Annotated in this window: 32 protein-coding genes and 1 pseudogene; 14 read left to right on the top strand and 19 right to left on the bottom strand. The window is 55.7% G+C overall.

Annotated features, from left to right (window positions below; genetic code table 11):
* Nucleotides 1-48: 48 nt before the first annotated feature.
* The 19 genes and pseudogenes from B7X65_RS13985 to B7X65_RS13895 all read right to left on the bottom strand — a co-directional run bounded on the left by B7X65_RS13985 (nt 49) and on the right by B7X65_RS13895 (nt 8532).
* On the bottom strand, nt 49-1197 hold the full coding sequence (locus B7X65_RS13985; RefSeq protein ID WP_293594914.1) for a hypothetical protein: 1149 nt from the start codon (nt 1195-1197) through the stop codon (nt 49-51).
* A complete protein-coding gene (locus B7X65_RS13980; protein WP_293594913.1) occupies nt 1194-1508 on the bottom strand; it encodes a hypothetical protein in 315 nt (104 codons plus the stop codon). The genes B7X65_RS13985 and B7X65_RS13980 overlap by 4 nt, the downstream gene beginning before the upstream one ends.
* Nucleotides 1505-1654, bottom strand: coding sequence for a hypothetical protein (locus B7X65_RS13975; protein ID WP_293594912.1), 150 nt, complete (start codon nt 1652-1654; stop codon nt 1505-1507). The genes B7X65_RS13980 and B7X65_RS13975 overlap by 4 nt, the downstream gene beginning before the upstream one ends.
* Nucleotides 1651-1830, bottom strand: a complete 180-nt coding sequence (locus B7X65_RS13970; protein ID WP_293594911.1) for a hypothetical protein — start codon at nt 1828-1830, stop codon at nt 1651-1653. Before B7X65_RS13970 ends, B7X65_RS13975 begins: the two co-directional genes overlap by 4 nt.
* Nucleotides 1831-1933: 103 nt before the next feature.
* A complete protein-coding gene (locus tag B7X65_RS13965) occupies nt 1934-2497 on the bottom strand; it encodes an HNH endonuclease signature motif containing protein (RefSeq protein WP_293594910.1) in 564 nt (187 codons plus the stop codon).
* Nucleotides 2494-3276 carry a hypothetical protein gene (locus B7X65_RS13960; protein WP_293594909.1) on the bottom strand — a complete coding sequence of 261 codons (783 nt, stop codon included), beginning with the start codon at nt 3274-3276 and terminating at the stop codon, nt 2494-2496. The genes B7X65_RS13965 and B7X65_RS13960 overlap by 4 nt, the downstream gene beginning before the upstream one ends.
* Before the next feature lie 33 nt (nt 3277-3309).
* Nucleotides 3310-3654, bottom strand: a pseudogene (gene ssb, locus B7X65_RS13955) (single-stranded DNA-binding protein); the annotation flags it as partial.
* Nucleotides 3654-4283, bottom strand: coding sequence for an ERF family protein (locus B7X65_RS13950; protein ID WP_293594908.1), 630 nt, complete (start codon nt 4281-4283; stop codon nt 3654-3656). The pseudogene ssb and the gene B7X65_RS13950, both read right to left, overlap by 1 nt.
* Nucleotides 4284-4355: 72 nt before the next feature.
* On the bottom strand, nt 4356-4736 hold the full coding sequence (locus B7X65_RS13945; protein ID WP_293594907.1) for a hypothetical protein: 381 nt from the start codon (nt 4734-4736) through the stop codon (nt 4356-4358).
* Nucleotides 4733-5020: a hypothetical protein gene (locus tag B7X65_RS13940; protein ID WP_293594906.1), complete on the bottom strand. Its 288-nt coding sequence runs from the start codon at nt 5018-5020 to the stop codon at nt 4733-4735. Before B7X65_RS13940 ends, B7X65_RS13945 begins: the two co-directional genes overlap by 4 nt.
* Nucleotides 5017-5262 carry a hypothetical protein gene (locus B7X65_RS13935; protein WP_293594905.1) on the bottom strand — a complete coding sequence of 82 codons (246 nt, stop codon included), beginning with the start codon at nt 5260-5262 and terminating at the stop codon, nt 5017-5019. The genes B7X65_RS13940 and B7X65_RS13935 overlap by 4 nt, the downstream gene beginning before the upstream one ends.
* The gene (locus B7X65_RS13930; RefSeq protein ID WP_293594904.1) at nt 5259-5417 is read right to left on the bottom strand and encodes a hypothetical protein; all 159 of its coding nucleotides are present in this window, start codon (nt 5415-5417) and stop codon (nt 5259-5261) included. Before B7X65_RS13930 ends, B7X65_RS13935 begins: the two co-directional genes overlap by 4 nt.
* Nucleotides 5418-5529: 112 nt before the next feature.
* A complete protein-coding gene (locus tag B7X65_RS13925; RefSeq protein WP_293594903.1) occupies nt 5530-5814 on the bottom strand; it encodes a hypothetical protein in 285 nt (94 codons plus the stop codon).
* Nucleotides 5811-6128 (bottom strand): hypothetical protein, encoded by a 318-nt coding sequence (locus B7X65_RS13920; RefSeq protein ID WP_293594902.1) that lies wholly within the window; start codon nt 6126-6128, stop codon nt 5811-5813. The genes B7X65_RS13925 and B7X65_RS13920 overlap by 4 nt, the downstream gene beginning before the upstream one ends.
* Nucleotides 6125-6352, bottom strand: a complete 228-nt coding sequence (locus tag B7X65_RS13915; protein ID WP_293594901.1) for a hypothetical protein — start codon at nt 6350-6352, stop codon at nt 6125-6127. The genes B7X65_RS13920 and B7X65_RS13915 overlap by 4 nt, the downstream gene beginning before the upstream one ends.
* Nucleotides 6353-6365: 13 nt before the next feature.
* Nucleotides 6366-6902, bottom strand: a complete 537-nt coding sequence (locus B7X65_RS13910) for a hypothetical protein (RefSeq protein WP_293594900.1) — start codon at nt 6900-6902, stop codon at nt 6366-6368.
* A 66-nt stretch (nt 6903-6968) separates the two neighbouring features.
* Nucleotides 6969-7247: a hypothetical protein gene (locus tag B7X65_RS13905; protein WP_293594899.1), complete on the bottom strand. Its 279-nt coding sequence runs from the start codon at nt 7245-7247 to the stop codon at nt 6969-6971.
* Between the two features lie 70 nt (nt 7248-7317).
* Nucleotides 7318-7521, bottom strand: coding sequence for a hypothetical protein (locus B7X65_RS13900; RefSeq protein WP_293594898.1), 204 nt, complete (start codon nt 7519-7521; stop codon nt 7318-7320).
* A 492-nt stretch (nt 7522-8013) separates the two neighbouring features.
* Nucleotides 8014-8532 carry a hypothetical protein gene (locus B7X65_RS13895; RefSeq protein WP_293594897.1) on the bottom strand — a complete coding sequence of 173 codons (519 nt, stop codon included), beginning with the start codon at nt 8530-8532 and terminating at the stop codon, nt 8014-8016.
* Nucleotides 8533-8605: 73 nt separating this feature from the next.
* On the opposite strand from B7X65_RS13895, the gene B7X65_RS13890 reads away from it, so the two are divergent.
* The 14 genes from B7X65_RS13890 (at nt 8606) to B7X65_RS13825 (ending at nt 13302) form a co-directional block, all read left to right on the top strand.
* Nucleotides 8606-8836: a hypothetical protein gene (locus tag B7X65_RS13890; RefSeq protein ID WP_293594896.1), complete on the top strand. Its 231-nt coding sequence runs from the start codon at nt 8606-8608 to the stop codon at nt 8834-8836.
* Nucleotides 8837-9064, top strand: coding sequence for a hypothetical protein (locus B7X65_RS13885; protein ID WP_293594895.1), 228 nt, complete (start codon nt 8837-8839; stop codon nt 9062-9064).
* 12 nt (nt 9065-9076) lie between these two features.
* On the top strand, nt 9077-9508 hold the full coding sequence (locus B7X65_RS13880; RefSeq protein WP_293594894.1) for a transcriptional regulator: 432 nt from the start codon (nt 9077-9079) through the stop codon (nt 9506-9508).
* Entirely contained in the window at nt 9505-9783 is a 279-nt protein-coding gene (locus B7X65_RS13875; protein WP_293594893.1) for a hypothetical protein, read from the top strand. Before B7X65_RS13880 ends, B7X65_RS13875 begins: the two co-directional genes overlap by 4 nt.
* Nucleotides 9784-9799: 16 nt before the next feature.
* Nucleotides 9800-9997 carry a hypothetical protein gene (locus B7X65_RS13870; protein ID WP_293594892.1) on the top strand — a complete coding sequence of 66 codons (198 nt, stop codon included), beginning with the start codon at nt 9800-9802 and terminating at the stop codon, nt 9995-9997.
* 28 nt (nt 9998-10025) lie between these two features.
* Nucleotides 10026-10199, top strand: a complete 174-nt coding sequence (locus tag B7X65_RS13865) for a hypothetical protein (protein ID WP_293594891.1) — start codon at nt 10026-10028, stop codon at nt 10197-10199.
* 20 nt (nt 10200-10219) lie between these two features.
* A complete protein-coding gene (locus B7X65_RS13860) occupies nt 10220-10504 on the top strand; it encodes a hypothetical protein (protein ID WP_293594890.1) in 285 nt (94 codons plus the stop codon).
* Between the two features lie 10 nt (nt 10505-10514).
* A complete protein-coding gene (locus tag B7X65_RS13855; protein WP_293594889.1) occupies nt 10515-10979 on the top strand; it encodes a hypothetical protein in 465 nt (154 codons plus the stop codon).
* Nucleotides 10976-11179, top strand: a complete 204-nt coding sequence (locus tag B7X65_RS13850; protein WP_293594888.1) for a hypothetical protein — start codon at nt 10976-10978, stop codon at nt 11177-11179. The genes B7X65_RS13855 and B7X65_RS13850 overlap by 4 nt, the downstream gene beginning before the upstream one ends.
* 189 nt (nt 11180-11368) lie before the next feature.
* Nucleotides 11369-11674 (top strand): hypothetical protein, encoded by a 306-nt coding sequence (locus tag B7X65_RS13845; protein WP_293594887.1) that lies wholly within the window; start codon nt 11369-11371, stop codon nt 11672-11674.
* Nucleotides 11671-11892 (top strand): hypothetical protein, encoded by a 222-nt coding sequence (locus tag B7X65_RS13840; protein ID WP_293594886.1) that lies wholly within the window; start codon nt 11671-11673, stop codon nt 11890-11892. Before B7X65_RS13845 ends, B7X65_RS13840 begins: the two co-directional genes overlap by 4 nt.
* A 107-nt stretch (nt 11893-11999) precedes the next feature.
* A complete protein-coding gene (locus B7X65_RS13835) occupies nt 12000-12194 on the top strand; it encodes a hypothetical protein (RefSeq protein WP_293594885.1) in 195 nt (64 codons plus the stop codon).
* Nucleotides 12191-12961, top strand: coding sequence for a YdaU family protein (locus B7X65_RS13830; protein ID WP_293594884.1), 771 nt, complete (start codon nt 12191-12193; stop codon nt 12959-12961). Before B7X65_RS13835 ends, B7X65_RS13830 begins: the two co-directional genes overlap by 4 nt.
* Nucleotides 12958-13302 carry a hypothetical protein gene (locus B7X65_RS13825; RefSeq protein ID WP_293594883.1) on the top strand — a complete coding sequence of 115 codons (345 nt, stop codon included), beginning with the start codon at nt 12958-12960 and terminating at the stop codon, nt 13300-13302. Before B7X65_RS13830 ends, B7X65_RS13825 begins: the two co-directional genes overlap by 4 nt.
* Nucleotides 13303-13378 lie beyond the last annotated feature (76 nt).

The raw sequence follows: 13378 nt of genomic DNA, 5'->3' as shown, positions 1-13378 counted from the left end.
AACCGATAGCAAGGCCGCAGATTAGCCCGAGAAAAAGATAGGGTGCGTTCATGCTGCACCGCCTTTCTGTTCAGTGGATGTGCTTGTCGCAAGCATTCGATGCGCTGCGGCAGTTGGTTGAAAATTGATGCATTCCAACAGCCCACGCTGCGCCCAATTCACCAAAACCTCGTAGTCGGTTTCAGTCTCTCCACAGTCTGCAAAATCTTCAAGGGTTTGCTGGAACAGTGCCAGCTCATCGCCGCTAAGCTCCACCCTTTGCACGCGGTCACATTCGCCACTGTCAGAATGAAAAGAATCCGGTCGCGCATCCATCACCACCGCCCCACCAGCATCAGCAGCGATAAGCCTCAGAACGTAGCGCGCCTGTTCCGACTCGATGACGCTGCACTTTTTGTAAACCAGAATCGGCGTGCCCGTTGAAATATCAAGGCCCCAATCCGCCCCACCAGCACCAACGGGAGAGGTGGCGAATAGTTCTTCGCGCAGGAACCGAAGTTGCTGCTCAAGCGCATCCAGACCGGCGACATTTTCAAACCGGATGCGCACGCACATATCCTCGGGATTGAGAATTTTGCGCGGCTCCAGATTCCGAGAGTCACCGACAGCGCGCCCCGCCTTTTCTTCCTCGGTGGCTATGCTGATGATCAACTCTGCTGGATGGTCGCCAGTGTGGTTCAGTATGTACTGGCCTGTGCCCAAATTCGCATAGCCGCGATACTCAGGAGCCAATACCCGGCCCGGCTCCGCAGGCGAAGCAACCGACACACTTTGCATATAGAGCTTTCCTTGATCGTCGTAATGATTCCAATGGCCCTCCCCGTGCTGCTCCCAGCGCCCTTTTTCGCCGGAGTCTTCTGAAGCAACCGGCACACGGATGGCTGCGATCAGTGCCCGGACTTGCGGAGCGCTGAAATACTCAGCCAGATTTGGTGAAGGCGTTGTCATGGCTGGCTTGGGCCACACGATTCCATCCTCATCCGGACCAAACCAGACAGGTGCCGCCACCTCCAGCGGGCGGGCAAGCTCGGCGCGGAGTGATTCCAGCTCTTTGCGCTGGGCAAAAATAATTTGGTCATCAATCGACATTGGCGAGTCTGAGCCTGACCGCGCAAATTTGATGACCTTGACTAAATGATCGCAGCCTGGAATCGGAATTGCGATAGAGTCTGCCGCCTGGTTGGTTGATGTGGTCATGGCGTTTCCTTCGTTGGTTGTGGGGTGAGGGCGGCGCTGGCAGTGGCGAACACGGCGTCCAAGCACCCTTCGCGGTCGTCAGATCGGTAGTTGTCGTCTTTGTCGGGGTCGGTGCACTCGGCAACATCCTCCAAAGCCGCCCGCAGCCGCTCTATCTCGGCCCGCTGCGATTGGGTGGTGGCGTCATGCTCGGCAAGGACCAGCCGAATAATTGCTGCCAACGATGTGACAGAAAGTTTCGCACCCGTATCGCAAGCCCGCAAAACTTCCTCAAGTCCCGCCCGAACCGATGGCTCTGCTTGTGTGTTCATGGTTGTTCCTTGTTCTTGACGTAGTTCAAATTCAGCAGAAACAGGAGCGACCACAGGCTGTGCCACGAGTGGCTCATGTAATACAACCCCAGCAGACAAAGTGCCGTCACCACGAGCGTTACGGCGTTTTCAGCGTGATAGTTCATTTCTGCTCCTTGTTGTCGTTCAATTCACCAGCCTCAAAGTTCTGCACAAGCTGTTCTGGCTCTGCTTGGCCGCTGTTGATGCATTCCAACAACTGCAAAACCCGGTCGTTTGTAGGCGGCTGTTCGCCGTGCTTATGGCTTACTGCCTGGATTCGCTCTCTGTGATTGATCTGCATACAAAACTCCTGGTTTATTTGGCCGCGTGTTTTGCGTGGCCGCGTGCATTAATGACCTACGCTGGCACGTCCTCAAACACCTCGGCGCGCACGGTCTGGAACGTCAGGCGGGCACGGCGCGCTTCCAGTTTTCGTTTCTTCTGATCCGTCGCACGGTCGCTGGGTTCACCCCGAAACTCCGCGCCAATACTGGGGCGACTTCATTGCTCGATAAAACCAGGGCAACATCAGATTCGCTCAACTTGCAGTTTGGGTTTTTTGTTCTAGCCAAACTTCTCTTCTTTTGAACCATGTCTGCCATGTTGTCGGAATTGGTCCCCAAGAAAAGATGGCTTGGGTTGACGCAGCCCGGTGTATCGCATCGATGTAATACGCCAAGCCCGTCCGGGATAGGGCCATTTGCCAGCTCCCATGAGACACGGTGCGCCTTGCCTTGTGTGCCAACGCCAAGCTGAAATACTCCGTATCCACGACGACTGATCGCGCCAGTCCAAAGCCAGCAGCCGGACGCTTCGTCAACGCAATACTTCGCGGAAAATCGCTCGGCTGTATTTGGGCGTTCACGCAGTGGATCGCCGTAGCGCAGGTATCGTGTGTAGTGCTTCTGGCAAAGCGATTTTCTAAGTTTGCCTGTTGTTTCACACCCATCAACGGAGCAGCAATTCATACGAATTCCTCCTGTCTATTTGTCGCAAACGTCAGTCTCCTGTGAACCATTCGAACAGCAGAAACGTCCTTTTTGCAGTAGTCGGCTACTTCTGCAATGCGCCCAGCCTTGACCGCATCCCAAACCGTAGCGCCAGTAATATCGCCCTTGGGTGACTGGATGCCCAGCGCCTTGCACAGCTTGTCCAGGCTGATGCGATTTCCGACACCGGCCCACTGGACCATCGTGTCGAACACCTTGTCTGTCTCCCACGGCTTAGCCTGCGATGCGCGGGAAATCACGCCATGCGGACGGATGCCTTTGACAATCGAGCGTTGCACCATAAAACGCAGGTCAAAGCTGGCGACGTTGTGGCCGATCACGGTAATGGAGCGTTCGGCAGACGGTGAAATCGCATCACCCAAAGCGATGTAGAAGTCTTCCAGCAGCTCGCGCTCGCAGTCGGGACGGTTCCACTCTGCCGACCAGACGGTTCGCGGGGCGTCGTTGTCAACAGCGAAGCCGATAACGCAAATCTGGCCGTAAGCACCATCTAGGCCGGTTTTGCGGTAAGCGGCGTCAACATCCGCATCAAAGGCGTCACGCAGGGCCTGTGCCTTTTGCTGGCCCTCGTTGCTCAGCCATGCCGCGATCTTGTCAGCGTCCTTGTAATTTCCAGGGGCGCGGATTGCTTCAATGTCGGCGGAAAGCTGGGTCTGCTTGCTTTCGCGTATTTCCTCCAGCACGTCCGTGCGCTGGGCTGGGATGGTTTCAATGTCAATGGTCAGGTGTTCTTGCATGATGATTCCTTAGTAGCCGCCGTGGCCTTGGTTGTCGTCGTTGTTGGGTTTACCGCCAAGCATCTGCATTTCACTGGCAACAATGTCGGTTGAATACTTTTCAACACCGTCTTTGTCGGTGTACTTGCGGGTTTTGATCTTCCCTTCTACGTAGACTGGCGAGCCTTTCTTAAGGTACTGCCCGACCACCTCGGCCAACTTGCCGAAAAAGCTGACCCGGTGCCATTCGGTCTCTTCGACCATCTCGCCGGCCTTGTTCTTGTACTTGCTGCTGGTGGCAACAGTGATGTTCGCCACAGCGTCACCGCTGGGCAGGTAGCGCATTTCGGGATCTTTGCCCAAGTTGCCGACGATGATTGCTTTGTTGATTGATGCCATTACGCTGTTTCCTTCGGCCATTCGGCGGTGAGTTTGGTTTGTGTTTTTGCATCAAGCAGCGTCCATACGCTGTCAAGAAGCGGCTTGTCCCATCCGGCCATTGCAATCGCAGCGCCAGCGGCATCGCCAGCAGCAACGCCGATAGTGATTCGATTGGCGCGGGCCTTGGGACTCATGTCCATTTCAGGCTCTGCCGCCTTTTTGACCGGAGTTTTTGCTGCCGCTGGCTTGTTGCTGGCTGCGTTGCCGTCATCGTCTTCAGGGGCGATTCCGCAGGCCGTGGTGAGGCTGTAGCGGCGCGCATAGGTCAAGGCGCTGCCATACCCCTGCGGGTCTTGCTTGCTTGCTGGAACGTGCAACTTCCCGCAGCGGATGGTTTCGCCAGACTCGTGCAGAAATACGGTTTCCACCGTCACGCCGCTGGCGTCCTCGAAAGTTTCCTGTATGAACGCGATACCGTTGGCAAGCAGCGCGTCCTCCACAGCGTCAATGCACGCGCCCAAATCCGCGTACTTGCTGCGAAACGCCGGGTTGTTTTTTTCCTTCAAGGCTGGGCCGAACTGCCGCTTTGCCTTCACGAAAGCCATTGCGATTTTTGGCGCTGGATGGCTCGATTGATTGTTGTCCATAGTTTTCTCCTTGATATTCACCAGATAAATCAGCCCGCTCTTGCAGGTCAAAAACAAGTTCTTTGATGCGGCTCATGTCATCGCCTCCCCGATTTCAGCGGCGGCGCGGACTATGGCGCGGCGGGTGGCGGCGAAGCGGTCAGCGCCAGCCTTGTACCACTCGACGTACACCGGGTCATTTCCGTCCTGAATCCAAATTTCCACCATGCCCCAGAGAGTGGCGTCGGGAGGAGCTTGCGCAATTTCTGGGTTATCGAACGGGGCGAAGTCCTTGATGGTGAAGCGTTTCAAAACAGCTAACCTCATCGCCTCACCATCGTTTTCCAACGGGTTCCACATCATTGAAGGTGTGACCATGTGCCCAAGGTTGCGGACGTAGTCATAGTCCCAATGTCCGCGCCCAATCCCCGCAGCCTTAGCCGCCAGCTCCAAAAGTTCGCGGTCGGTGCTCATGTCATCGCCTCCACAGCAGCAACAGCCGCCGCAAAACAAAGCGCCACTCCAAAAACAGCGGTGCAAATCTTGCCCAGCTCGTTGAGCTTGTCCCACAGGTTGCCAACCCAATCAAGCACCCGGTGCAGCCTGCTCGGTCCGGTGTAAACGTCGATGTGCAGCGCCTGGTTCGGCTCCCAGAAGTGGCGGGCTGCGATGTCTTGCGGTGTTTCGAGTTCTGCTTGCTCGAAGTGACAGAACGTAGGGCTGCAATTCGCGGGGTTGGGGCAGGCGTTGCAGGTCATGGCTTCACCGCCAGTCCGCGCCATGATTTTGGGATGTGCCCGCCAAGTCGGCCCGGAAGTCTTGGGTATTCTGGCCTTGCGTCTTGCAAATAAATCTGACCGGAATGCCAGTGCAAACCGTCAAAATAGTTGTAATAAACGATGCAGGAATCTTCATAATCCCATTCCGCTTCGTATACGCCATCACGCACAGGTTTCACACCCCCCGGAAACCACGGCGTCAATTTCTGTTTCTTGCTCATTGCAGATCCTCCTTTTTCATCGGCAGACCGACCCAGCGATCCCCAAGCATCAGCACAGAGCGAAGCCATGCGCGACGATTGGCCTTGTTGATGTGAAGCGGCGCAAGCTCGTATGAGTACAGGCGAACAGCGCGGCGTTTGAGTTGAATGTTCATGCTGATAGTCCAATCACAAGGTAAGTGGCGAGCAGTACGCCGATGGTTATTGCCAAAATCCAGCCCGCAACGTCCTCCCATAGCGGCCTTGTGGTGCGGTAGTGGGTGCGGTTCATGGCTTGGCCTCTGTTGCTTTCTTGTAAGCTGCTACCCCGGCGTTAAACAGTTCGTCATCGCCTTCCCATCCGCCAGATGCCTCCATGCCGACAAGAATGTTGTTCAGCGCTTCCAGCAAGTCAGGCGCAGCATTGCGGATTCGCTCATGCATTGCTATCGCATCCTGTGCAAATGCACGGCTTACATCGCTCTGCGCATCGCCAAACTTAAACCAGCCATGCTTTTCGTTGAGGGCATGAACTTGATCGTCCGTAAGGAATCGCTCGTTTTGCGCGCTCATAGCCGCCACCCCCCAAGCCGCGCAGCCTCAGACCACTGCTGCTCAAGCTTCACGGCGCGATCCTGGCTGTCCTTTGCTGGGCCGCCGCTTTGCTTGTAGCGAAGATTTGCCAGATCGGCCTCGATGCAGTCGGCTTCGGTAGCCAGCACTGGCAGGCCGTCGCAAACCTGTTCTATGGCATCCGCGTATTTCTGTGCTTTGGCTTCGGACTGCGTCCAGTCGCCATAAAGGCGCGCGCCGCCGATGTATGCCTTAACGCGGTATTCGGTTCCCGATTCATCCGTCACGGACTCGACAAATACTGAATTCTTCATACCGCCTCCGGATATTTTTTGTCGAAAGCAGTGCGCCCGATGGCTTGGCACTCTTCGACGAAATCCCAAACGGCGTCAACAAGGTGCTCCCTGCCGTACAGGTCATCTCCATACTTGAGGGTTTCAAAGTCCCAGCGCTTGTCGATAGCGCGCCGTGCCAGCCGGACAAGCTCAGCTTCTGGCACCCCGCCACCATCCCCACCGGCCAAATGATCTTTTTGCATTTGCTGCTCCTTGTTAGGCGGTGACTGCTTCGCATTCGGCGCACAACTCGCGGAGGCGTTTCGCCTGCGCATCCCCCGCCGCATCCCCCGCCGCATCCCACGCCGCAGCCCCCGCCGCAGCCCACGCCGCAGCCCACGCCGCATCCCACGCCGCAGCCCACGCCGCAGCCCTCGCCGCAGCCCTCGCCGCAGCCCTCGCCGCAGCCCTCGCCGCAGCCCCCGCCGCAGCCCACGCCGCAGCCCTCTCGGCCTCAGTGGCTTCGCCATTTGCAAAGCGTTCGGCAACGTCCAGTGCATCAAGGCTGCGCTGATCTGTCATCAGGTGTTGAACCTGCCGGGCGCACCAAACGCCAAATAGGCGGATTTCGCGCTCGCGGCCTTTGACGGCTTGCAGGCACCACAACGCATCGTCCAGCCCATTGCTATCAAGAATCGTGACGATGCTTAGCGGATCGTCGTCGGCTTTTGTTTTGCCAAGATGTGCCAGCAGCTTTGTCCAGCCTTCATGGCAAGGCGACTTGGCGCGGATTTCGTTCAATGTCGTTTTCATGCTTTTCTCCTTAGTTCAATCACATCCACAAGGCTCTAGGCCCACTACAAAAGTGATGGGTAGGCGTTACTCGGTGCATGAATAGTTTTGCGGGCAAGCGGTACGGCCTGCACACTGCTTCGGGGCATGGCAGAACGTTGGCGTCTTGCCGTGGAGGGGATGCTCGAAGCGCCACACAACCGGCTCGGCGGGATATGGCAGTGGCTTCATGTCGAAGTTTTGGTATTTGCCGCCACCAACAGTTTTGCCCGTGAGCTTTTCCGCAATCGCTTTTGCGTCGTACTCACTTTGGCCCTGTGAGCAGGCTTGGCTACCGTCTGTAAAAGTTATCCAAAATGTCTGCATGCTCATTTCTCCAAGTAGTTAGTAAATCCACACCAAAACTCCAAAGCGCAAGCCCGTTGCGCTGAGGGGTTTAGGCGACAAGCTTTTCAACAATGTCAAAGCCGGTCTGACGGCCCGTGACGTATTGACCGTGATCAGAGAAAGAGGCGATGCGGTTGTGCGCTCCGTCCGCGTCCAAGATGTCGCCAAAGAACCGGCCGTCGTCGTCCTGCCCCCTGATCAGAACGCTGCCGCCGAAGCGGGTCTTGTAGGTGTTGCCGATTTCGAGTTGCATCACGTTTCTCCGTTAGTTGACTTACTCACCACCTCAATCAGCGCGGAACTTGTTCCTAAGACCTCCCTGCTCCATCGTTGGGGTTAGCGCCGTATCGGTTGCGCTAGGTCTTTTGCTTTTTTGAAGTGATGGGGTTACTGTAATCCCATGAATGGGACGTGTCAATCCCAATCGTGGGATTCCGACGAACGGTAGGGGTTATTGAAACGCGCACAAAAAAGCCCGCTCAAGGCGGGCCGCTGTTGGTGGGTTGGTGGCTGGCGGTGCGGTTAGCTGCCAGCGATCAGGCTGGATTGTGTGCCGTCTGCAAGCGTGTGCAGCTTGTAGAGGATTCTGGAGGTGACGGCAGCGGCCATGATTGGGTCGCGGGCGTATTCCCCAGATATTCCCATTGCGTGCTTCTTAATGCCAAGCCGAACGGCGAACAGAAACCCCTTGATTTCCCCTCGCCTGGCTTGCTCAAGCAGGCCCTCTAGTGTCTCAATTGTCTCTCTATTTGCGTACTCGACTAGTTTTGTGACCGACATTTGAATCCTTGGGTTTTGGTCGAGCCAACCCCCCAAAAGTCCCAAGGTTCGCGCCTTTTGTCGGTTTAGGCTCGGGCTGCGATGAAACAAGCAATACCTTCTTAGTATTTTTTGCAGCGAATTCATCTTGCACCGTTTTGGGGCTTTGTCCTACAGGTAGTTCTACGGATGTGTGGTTTTGGCTCACTTGATGCGGCGCAGACACAAGCTGTTTGATTTGGTCTATCAATCTCATGTCGGCAATCACAGGGGGAGAGGCTGGGTTTAAGTCCTCAACCAGTAGCTGCCACGGCTGCAGCCCGAAAACCTCAGCAATCTCGCCAATGGTCTCAATGTCGGTCTTTCCGCCCAATCTTACCCGCCCGATCTTGCCGTTGCTTAGGCGACCGCAGCTGACCTGAACAATTTTCAGGTTTGTTTCCAGGCGTGGCGTGGCCTTCATTAGTTTATTGAGGTTGGCGGCAAGAATTTCGCTGGGGCGCATCCTGAAATTCTGCCGAATCCCTAGTCCCGCGAATGGGATTGACAAAATCCCAGACGTGGGATTATGATGGGGCATGGAATCAATCATTGAATACCTCAAGCGCAACCTGAAAGAGGCGGGTCCGGCCCGATGGGAGCTGATCGCTGACAAAGCCGGGGTCGCCAAAACCCTCCCTAGAAAAATCGCCTACGACTCGAAACGCGAGAACCCCGGCGTGCAGACCATCCAACCCCTGATCGACTATTTCAGGGCCGTTGAGCGCGGGGAGTTTGATCTTCCTGAGCCTGCCAAGCAGGAGGCCTAAATGCCCTCTCTCACCACCACCCAACTGCGCGCCCTCGGCTCTGCTGCTGCTGACCGTGGCGAACAAATCTACGAAGCCAGCATTCGCAGCGGCCTGACCAGCGCCGAACTGATCGAGTTTGAAGCGGGTTATTTCGCGCGGCAGTTTGAGGCGCAGGGGCAGGGCGTCGTATGCGCTGATGAAGGTTGTTTTTCTCATGGGACTGATGGTCCCGTTTTTTTGTCCTAAAGAGGTAGTCAAGTGGCGTCAAAAGAATTGAACCGGAATGACGGACAGGGCGAACTGGCCCTCACGCGCTGCGCTGAGCCAAATGATGTGCCGATGGAAATGGTGCGCCGCCAGAAGTCGCCAGCTGCCGCCTTCGCCCTTTCCTGCCAATCGTCCGGCCTTGAAGACAAGGAGATTTATTCGGGCCTTGGGATTGACCCCGGCTACTTCTCGCGCATCAAAAAGGGCGAGGCCACATTGCAGGCTGATCTTGTTAAGCCGTTCTGCGACTTGGTCAACAACCGCATTTATCCAGAGTGGGGGGCGTACCAGCTCGGATGCACCCTAACCCAACTCAAGTCAGAGGCAGAGAGGCAGCTCGAATTGATGCAGAAGGCACTTGCCGACGAAAAAACAAAGGTTCGCATCCTCACAGAAGCAATCAACGGAAGGGTTCCAGCATGAGTCCAGACCTGTTCGGCTACGCGTCTCCACGCCCAGCCTTCAAAGACATCGGAAACCAGCGGGACACCGTCGCAGAAGAGAAGGCCATTCTTTGCAAGCAGCTTGGAGAGCTGTTCCGCTCTGTCCCGAAATCCATTCAGAGCGCCGACATCAAGAAAACCCGCGAGTGGATGCATCACCTCGAAATGGCAAAGAAGGTTCTTGCCTCCAGCCGTTCAAGCCGAACGCAACTACAGACCGCAGTTGACCAGATGCGCAGCTATATAGCCGCCTAACCACAAGGAGAGAAACATGAACGATTACCGCAACAAGCTGATTAAAAACGGCGTCAAAAACCTCAAAACTTTTGGCTATCCAGAGGTGAACGAAATCAACATCCTGACCGACCTAATTTACAAAGCCTTCTTCCGGTCGATGTTGGAAGACAACCTAGGGTCAAGCGCTGGCATTGACGAGGCTATCAACGAGCTGCTGAAAGAGACCGCCTAACCCCCACCCCAAAAGCTAGGAGATACAGATGAAAAAGCCTTTCAAGATTTATCCATCCATCAAGATCAAAAGTTGCGAAGCCTGTCCCTACAAAGTCGAATGGGAATGCACCTTTACTGGTGGTCCACGGTTCGAGCAAGGTCCGCCGCGCTACATCCATGAATCTTGTCCGGTGGCAAAAGACGAAAAAGCAGACGCCTAACCCCCAACTAAGGAGAAATCATGTTCAACAGCAAACGAATCAAGGCCCTTGAAGACCGGAATACCGAGCTACTGGAGCGCGTCCGCGAATTGGGCGATGAAGTTGCAAAGCTGAAAAGAGCCTGCACCATGCGCGTCGGCGAACACAAGCCATCGCAATCATCGCTCTATGGATATTTATTCTCGGATAGCCGGCCAACCGCCACGGCGATCGAGCTTATTCAGCAGCTCATGGAGCGCCAAAAGCTGACCGTTGAAGCTGTTCCAGCAAGCCCTGCCACGTTCACCGTCACCAAAAGCAATTAAGGAGATACACATGGACGAACAGATTGGAATTTCTGATGAAGAATTGTCCGATGCAATGAGGATGGTCTATGGGACTGGGGTGAACTCAAAAAACCCTATTCATCAATCCGTGATGCGTTCGGCGCTTGAGCAATTTTTACGAGGCCGCGCCGCAGCCCTATCCCAGCCAGCCGCGCAGGGTGATTTACTTCAGGCGGCAAAAGCCGTGGCTTTCTCCAATGGATTCGATGCAGCCTATCCGGACAAGCTGGAAGCGCTCCTCGCAGCCATCGCAAAGGCGCAGGGTGATTCTTCTCATCCTGCCGGTGGTGAATGTGGCAGGGTGCAGGCGCCAAGCGTGACGGTAATCGGCCTTGATGCGATATACGCTGCTGAAATTGAGCGTGTTAGCAATGTGCCATACGACTCGCAGGCGATTTGCCGCTGGTTTTACAGGAACCTCCGGGACGCAATCTGCGCAAAGGCAACAGCATGACACCCAAAGCAATTGCAAACGGCAACCCGCGCTGCTGGCATTGCCTGAACCGCCTGACCTACAAAAAAGGCGGCGGCTTCAAGTTCTCGCTGGTGGTTGACCCGCTGGGTGCAGAGCATCGGGTTCACCTTTGTTGCGTGTCGGAAGTTATCGGCGACGGCGTCAGGGTTGCGCCAAAACAAACGGCGGTGCCAGCATGACCCCAACCCAACAAAAGCGCCGCGCAGCATACGCCCGACTTGTTCTGTCTCTGGACGTACCCAAGCGCTACAGCATCAAAACTCCAACCATGTCAGACGCCGACAAGACGCGGCTGATTCAGCGGGGCAACGTGCGATGAATTCTCAATACACCGGCGCCGGGTTTCAGGCGCAGATTCGGAGGACGGTATGAAGAAGCCTTTTCGGTCTGGCGACATGGTTATTTTGGTTTCCGCCAAGAACCCAGCGGCTAAACAATATTTAGGCCAGATTCACAAGCTTGGCGCTCGCAATCCGTCAAATCGCGAATATTGGCGATTTGATCCCCCGCTTCACCATCCTGGCTATTCCCAGGTTTCATGGTGGGAGGCTGACATGCGCCCCATCCGCGACCAACCCGGCAACGAATCATTCGTCGTCGAGGCCCGCAAGAAGCTGCCGCGCACAAAAGACACGCCAGCGACTATTAACGAGCGCGGGGAGTTGCAGACATGAAGCTGTCCGGCGACCGCAACCAGTGCCAAGGTTGCAAAGAGTACTTCAATTCCTCTTTTGCTTTCAACAAGCACCGGCACGGCGACCACGGCATTGATCGCCGTTGCATGACTGTTGACGAAATGCAGGCCAAGGGCATGAGCAAGAACGCGGCAGGCTTCTGGATTTCTGCCGCCATGCCTGACGCCGTAACCGCTGAAATATCGGAGGCCGTATGACTGCCACCCAACTATCCCTAACGCTCACCACCCCCTACGTGCGCGGATCAGCAACCAGCAAAGCCGCTGCAAACCGCGCCCAATCTCGCACCCACATAGACCGCTCCATGCTGCTCACCTACCTGCGCAAATGCGGCCAGGAAGGCGCCACCGATGAAGAACAACAGCTCGCCACCGGAATCTGCGGCGACCGTCAAAGGCCGCGCCGGGGGGATCTGGACAAGTGCGGGCTGATCTGCAAAACCGATAGGACGCGCACGACTTTGAGCGGGAATCAGGCCGCTGTTTGGGTTGCTGCATGAACTTGTACCTGCGTCACATTGGGGATTTCAACAATGCGACACGGCATTTAACACGTGTTGAACGGAGCGTGTACAGCGATGCAATAGAACTGTACTACGACACCGAACAGCCGTTGCAGTGCGTTGATATGGCTGCATTGGAGCGCCGTTTGTTGTGCCGTAGTGATGACGAAAAGGGCGCACTGAAGGCTATTTTGGCTGAGTTTTTTGTGCTGACCGATGCTGGTTACACCCACGCACGCTGCGATGCGGAAATCGCCAAATACCGCGCCAACACTAGCGCTAAAGCTCGCGCAGGCATAGCAAGCGCAGCCGCACGGAAACAGAATTCAACAGCCGACCAACATAAGTCAACACCTGTTGAACATACGTCAACAAACCGTAAACCGTTAACCGTTAACCATAAACCAATGGAGAGGGAGCGCGCAACGCGCATCCCCGCAGACTTTGAGCCAAAACCCGAACCCGAAGCCGAGTCCGGAATTGATCGACAAAAAGAGCTGGCGAACTTCCGCGACTACTGGACTTCAAAAGCCCGCGACAACACCAAGCTCGATTGGCAAGCGACATGGCGCCAATGGGCACGCAAGGCTGACAGGCCGGGTGTAAGCCGCTTTGCCAAGCCTGACCCCTCCGCCACCGTCCCAAGTCGACCAGGCCCGGACCCCGAGCTTTTGAAGGCAGAGGCCGATTCAAAAAACCGGGCGCCGATGCCTGACGCCGTGCGTGAGTTCAAAAGCCGAATGAAACAAGGAGCCACAACATGATGAAACCTCTCACCGCTAGTCAGGCAATTCTCATTAACTATTTGTGGGCGTTTTTCAACGATAACGACCAGATACCGCCGTGCCAAACCATCGCAAGGGATTTTGGCTGGTCGTCCCCAAACGCTGCGCAAGAAAAACTCGAATCGCTTTGTGGGCGCGGGCTGCTTGCGAAAAACCGAATTGGTAAGTGGAAGTTCACGCCGCAGGCGAAGTCGGAGCTTGCTAAAGGACCATGGGCGATCCCGGAACGTCCGGTAGCGATTATTCAAAAGGCGCTTAAACAACTTCAGCCAAAGAGCGAGTTAACGGCAAATAACCCGTTCTCACTGGAGGCGGCATGAGTCGCCCAAAAACCGTTGAAGAAGCCCGCCGCATTTTGAACGCAGTGCGCGCCGGGTGTGGGAAGCATATCCCGCT

Origin of the sequence: Polaromonas sp. 39-63-25, from assembly GCF_002278925.1 — a bacterium.
GTDB lineage: Bacteria > Pseudomonadota > Gammaproteobacteria > Burkholderiales > Burkholderiaceae_C > Polaromonas.
The sequence above is the reverse complement of the archived record's forward strand: the minus strand, read 5'-3'. Positions and strand labels throughout refer to the sequence as shown.

Bases quoted from the DNA above. Each gene is read 5' to 3' on its own strand.
- B7X65_RS13925 (WP_293594903.1), bottom strand. From the start codon at position 5,814: ATGAGCGCGCAAAACGAGCGATTCCTTACGGACGATCAAGTTCATGCC.
- B7X65_RS13950 (WP_293594908.1), bottom strand. From the start codon at position 4,283: ATGGACAACAATCAATCGAGCCATCCAGCGCCAAAAATCGCAATGGCT.
- B7X65_RS13835 (WP_293594885.1), top strand. From the start codon at position 12,000: ATGCTGCTCACCTACCTGCGCAAATGCGGCCAGGAAGGCGCCACCGAT.
- B7X65_RS13870 (WP_293594892.1), top strand. From the start codon at position 9,800: ATGAACGATTACCGCAACAAGCTGATTAAAAACGGCGTCAAAAACCTC.
- B7X65_RS13875 (WP_293594893.1), top strand. From the start codon at position 9,505: ATGAGTCCAGACCTGTTCGGCTACGCGTCTCCACGCCCAGCCTTCAAA.
- B7X65_RS13905 (WP_293594899.1), bottom strand. From the start codon at position 7,247: ATGCAGACATTTTGGATAACTTTTACAGACGGTAGCCAAGCCTGCTCA.
- B7X65_RS13960 (WP_293594909.1), bottom strand. From the start codon at position 3,276: ATGCAAGAACACCTGACCATTGACATTGAAACCATCCCAGCCCAGCGC.
- B7X65_RS13975 (WP_293594912.1), bottom strand. From the start codon at position 1,654: ATGAACTATCACGCTGAAAACGCCGTAACGCTCGTGGTGACGGCACTT.
- B7X65_RS13920 (WP_293594902.1), bottom strand. From the start codon at position 6,128: ATGAAGAATTCAGTATTTGTCGAGTCCGTGACGGATGAATCGGGAACC.
- B7X65_RS13915 (WP_293594901.1), bottom strand. From the start codon at position 6,352: ATGCAAAAAGATCATTTGGCCGGTGGGGATGGTGGCGGGGTGCCAGAA.
- B7X65_RS13860 (WP_293594890.1), top strand. From the start codon at position 10,220: ATGTTCAACAGCAAACGAATCAAGGCCCTTGAAGACCGGAATACCGAG.
- B7X65_RS13980 (WP_293594913.1), bottom strand. From the start codon at position 1,508: ATGAACACACAAGCAGAGCCATCGGTTCGGGCGGGACTTGAGGAAGTT.
- B7X65_RS13970 (WP_293594911.1), bottom strand. From the start codon at position 1,830: ATGCAGATCAATCACAGAGAGCGAATCCAGGCAGTAAGCCATAAGCAC.
- B7X65_RS13850 (WP_293594888.1), top strand. From the start codon at position 10,976: ATGACACCCAAAGCAATTGCAAACGGCAACCCGCGCTGCTGGCATTGC.
- B7X65_RS13945 (WP_293594907.1), bottom strand. From the start codon at position 4,736: ATGAGCACCGACCGCGAACTTTTGGAGCTGGCGGCTAAGGCTGCGGGG.
- B7X65_RS13845 (WP_293594887.1), top strand. From the start codon at position 11,369: ATGAAGAAGCCTTTTCGGTCTGGCGACATGGTTATTTTGGTTTCCGCC.
- B7X65_RS13900 (WP_293594898.1), bottom strand. From the start codon at position 7,521: ATGCAACTCGAAATCGGCAACACCTACAAGACCCGCTTCGGCGGCAGC.
- B7X65_RS13935 (WP_293594905.1), bottom strand. From the start codon at position 5,262: ATGAGCAAGAAACAGAAATTGACGCCGTGGTTTCCGGGGGGTGTGAAA.
- B7X65_RS13965 (WP_293594910.1), bottom strand. From the start codon at position 2,497: ATGAATTGCTGCTCCGTTGATGGGTGTGAAACAACAGGCAAACTTAGA.
- B7X65_RS13940 (WP_293594906.1), bottom strand. From the start codon at position 5,020: ATGACCTGCAACGCCTGCCCCAACCCCGCGAATTGCAGCCCTACGTTC.
- B7X65_RS13865 (WP_293594891.1), top strand. From the start codon at position 10,026: ATGAAAAAGCCTTTCAAGATTTATCCATCCATCAAGATCAAAAGTTGC.
- B7X65_RS13890 (WP_293594896.1), top strand. From the start codon at position 8,606: ATGGAATCAATCATTGAATACCTCAAGCGCAACCTGAAAGAGGCGGGT.
- B7X65_RS13985 (WP_293594914.1), bottom strand. From the start codon at position 1,197: ATGACCACATCAACCAACCAGGCGGCAGACTCTATCGCAATTCCGATT.
- B7X65_RS13855 (WP_293594889.1), top strand. From the start codon at position 10,515: ATGGACGAACAGATTGGAATTTCTGATGAAGAATTGTCCGATGCAATG.
- B7X65_RS13825 (WP_293594883.1), top strand. From the start codon at position 12,958: ATGATGAAACCTCTCACCGCTAGTCAGGCAATTCTCATTAACTATTTG.
- B7X65_RS13910 (WP_293594900.1), bottom strand. From the start codon at position 6,902: ATGAAAACGACATTGAACGAAATCCGCGCCAAGTCGCCTTGCCATGAA.
- B7X65_RS13830 (WP_293594884.1), top strand. From the start codon at position 12,191: ATGAACTTGTACCTGCGTCACATTGGGGATTTCAACAATGCGACACGG.
- B7X65_RS13895 (WP_293594897.1), bottom strand. From the start codon at position 8,532: ATGCGCCCCAGCGAAATTCTTGCCGCCAACCTCAATAAACTAATGAAG.
- B7X65_RS13840 (WP_293594886.1), top strand. From the start codon at position 11,671: ATGAAGCTGTCCGGCGACCGCAACCAGTGCCAAGGTTGCAAAGAGTAC.
- B7X65_RS13885 (WP_293594895.1), top strand. From the start codon at position 8,837: ATGCCCTCTCTCACCACCACCCAACTGCGCGCCCTCGGCTCTGCTGCT.
- B7X65_RS13930 (WP_293594904.1), bottom strand. From the start codon at position 5,417: ATGAACATTCAACTCAAACGCCGCGCTGTTCGCCTGTACTCATACGAG.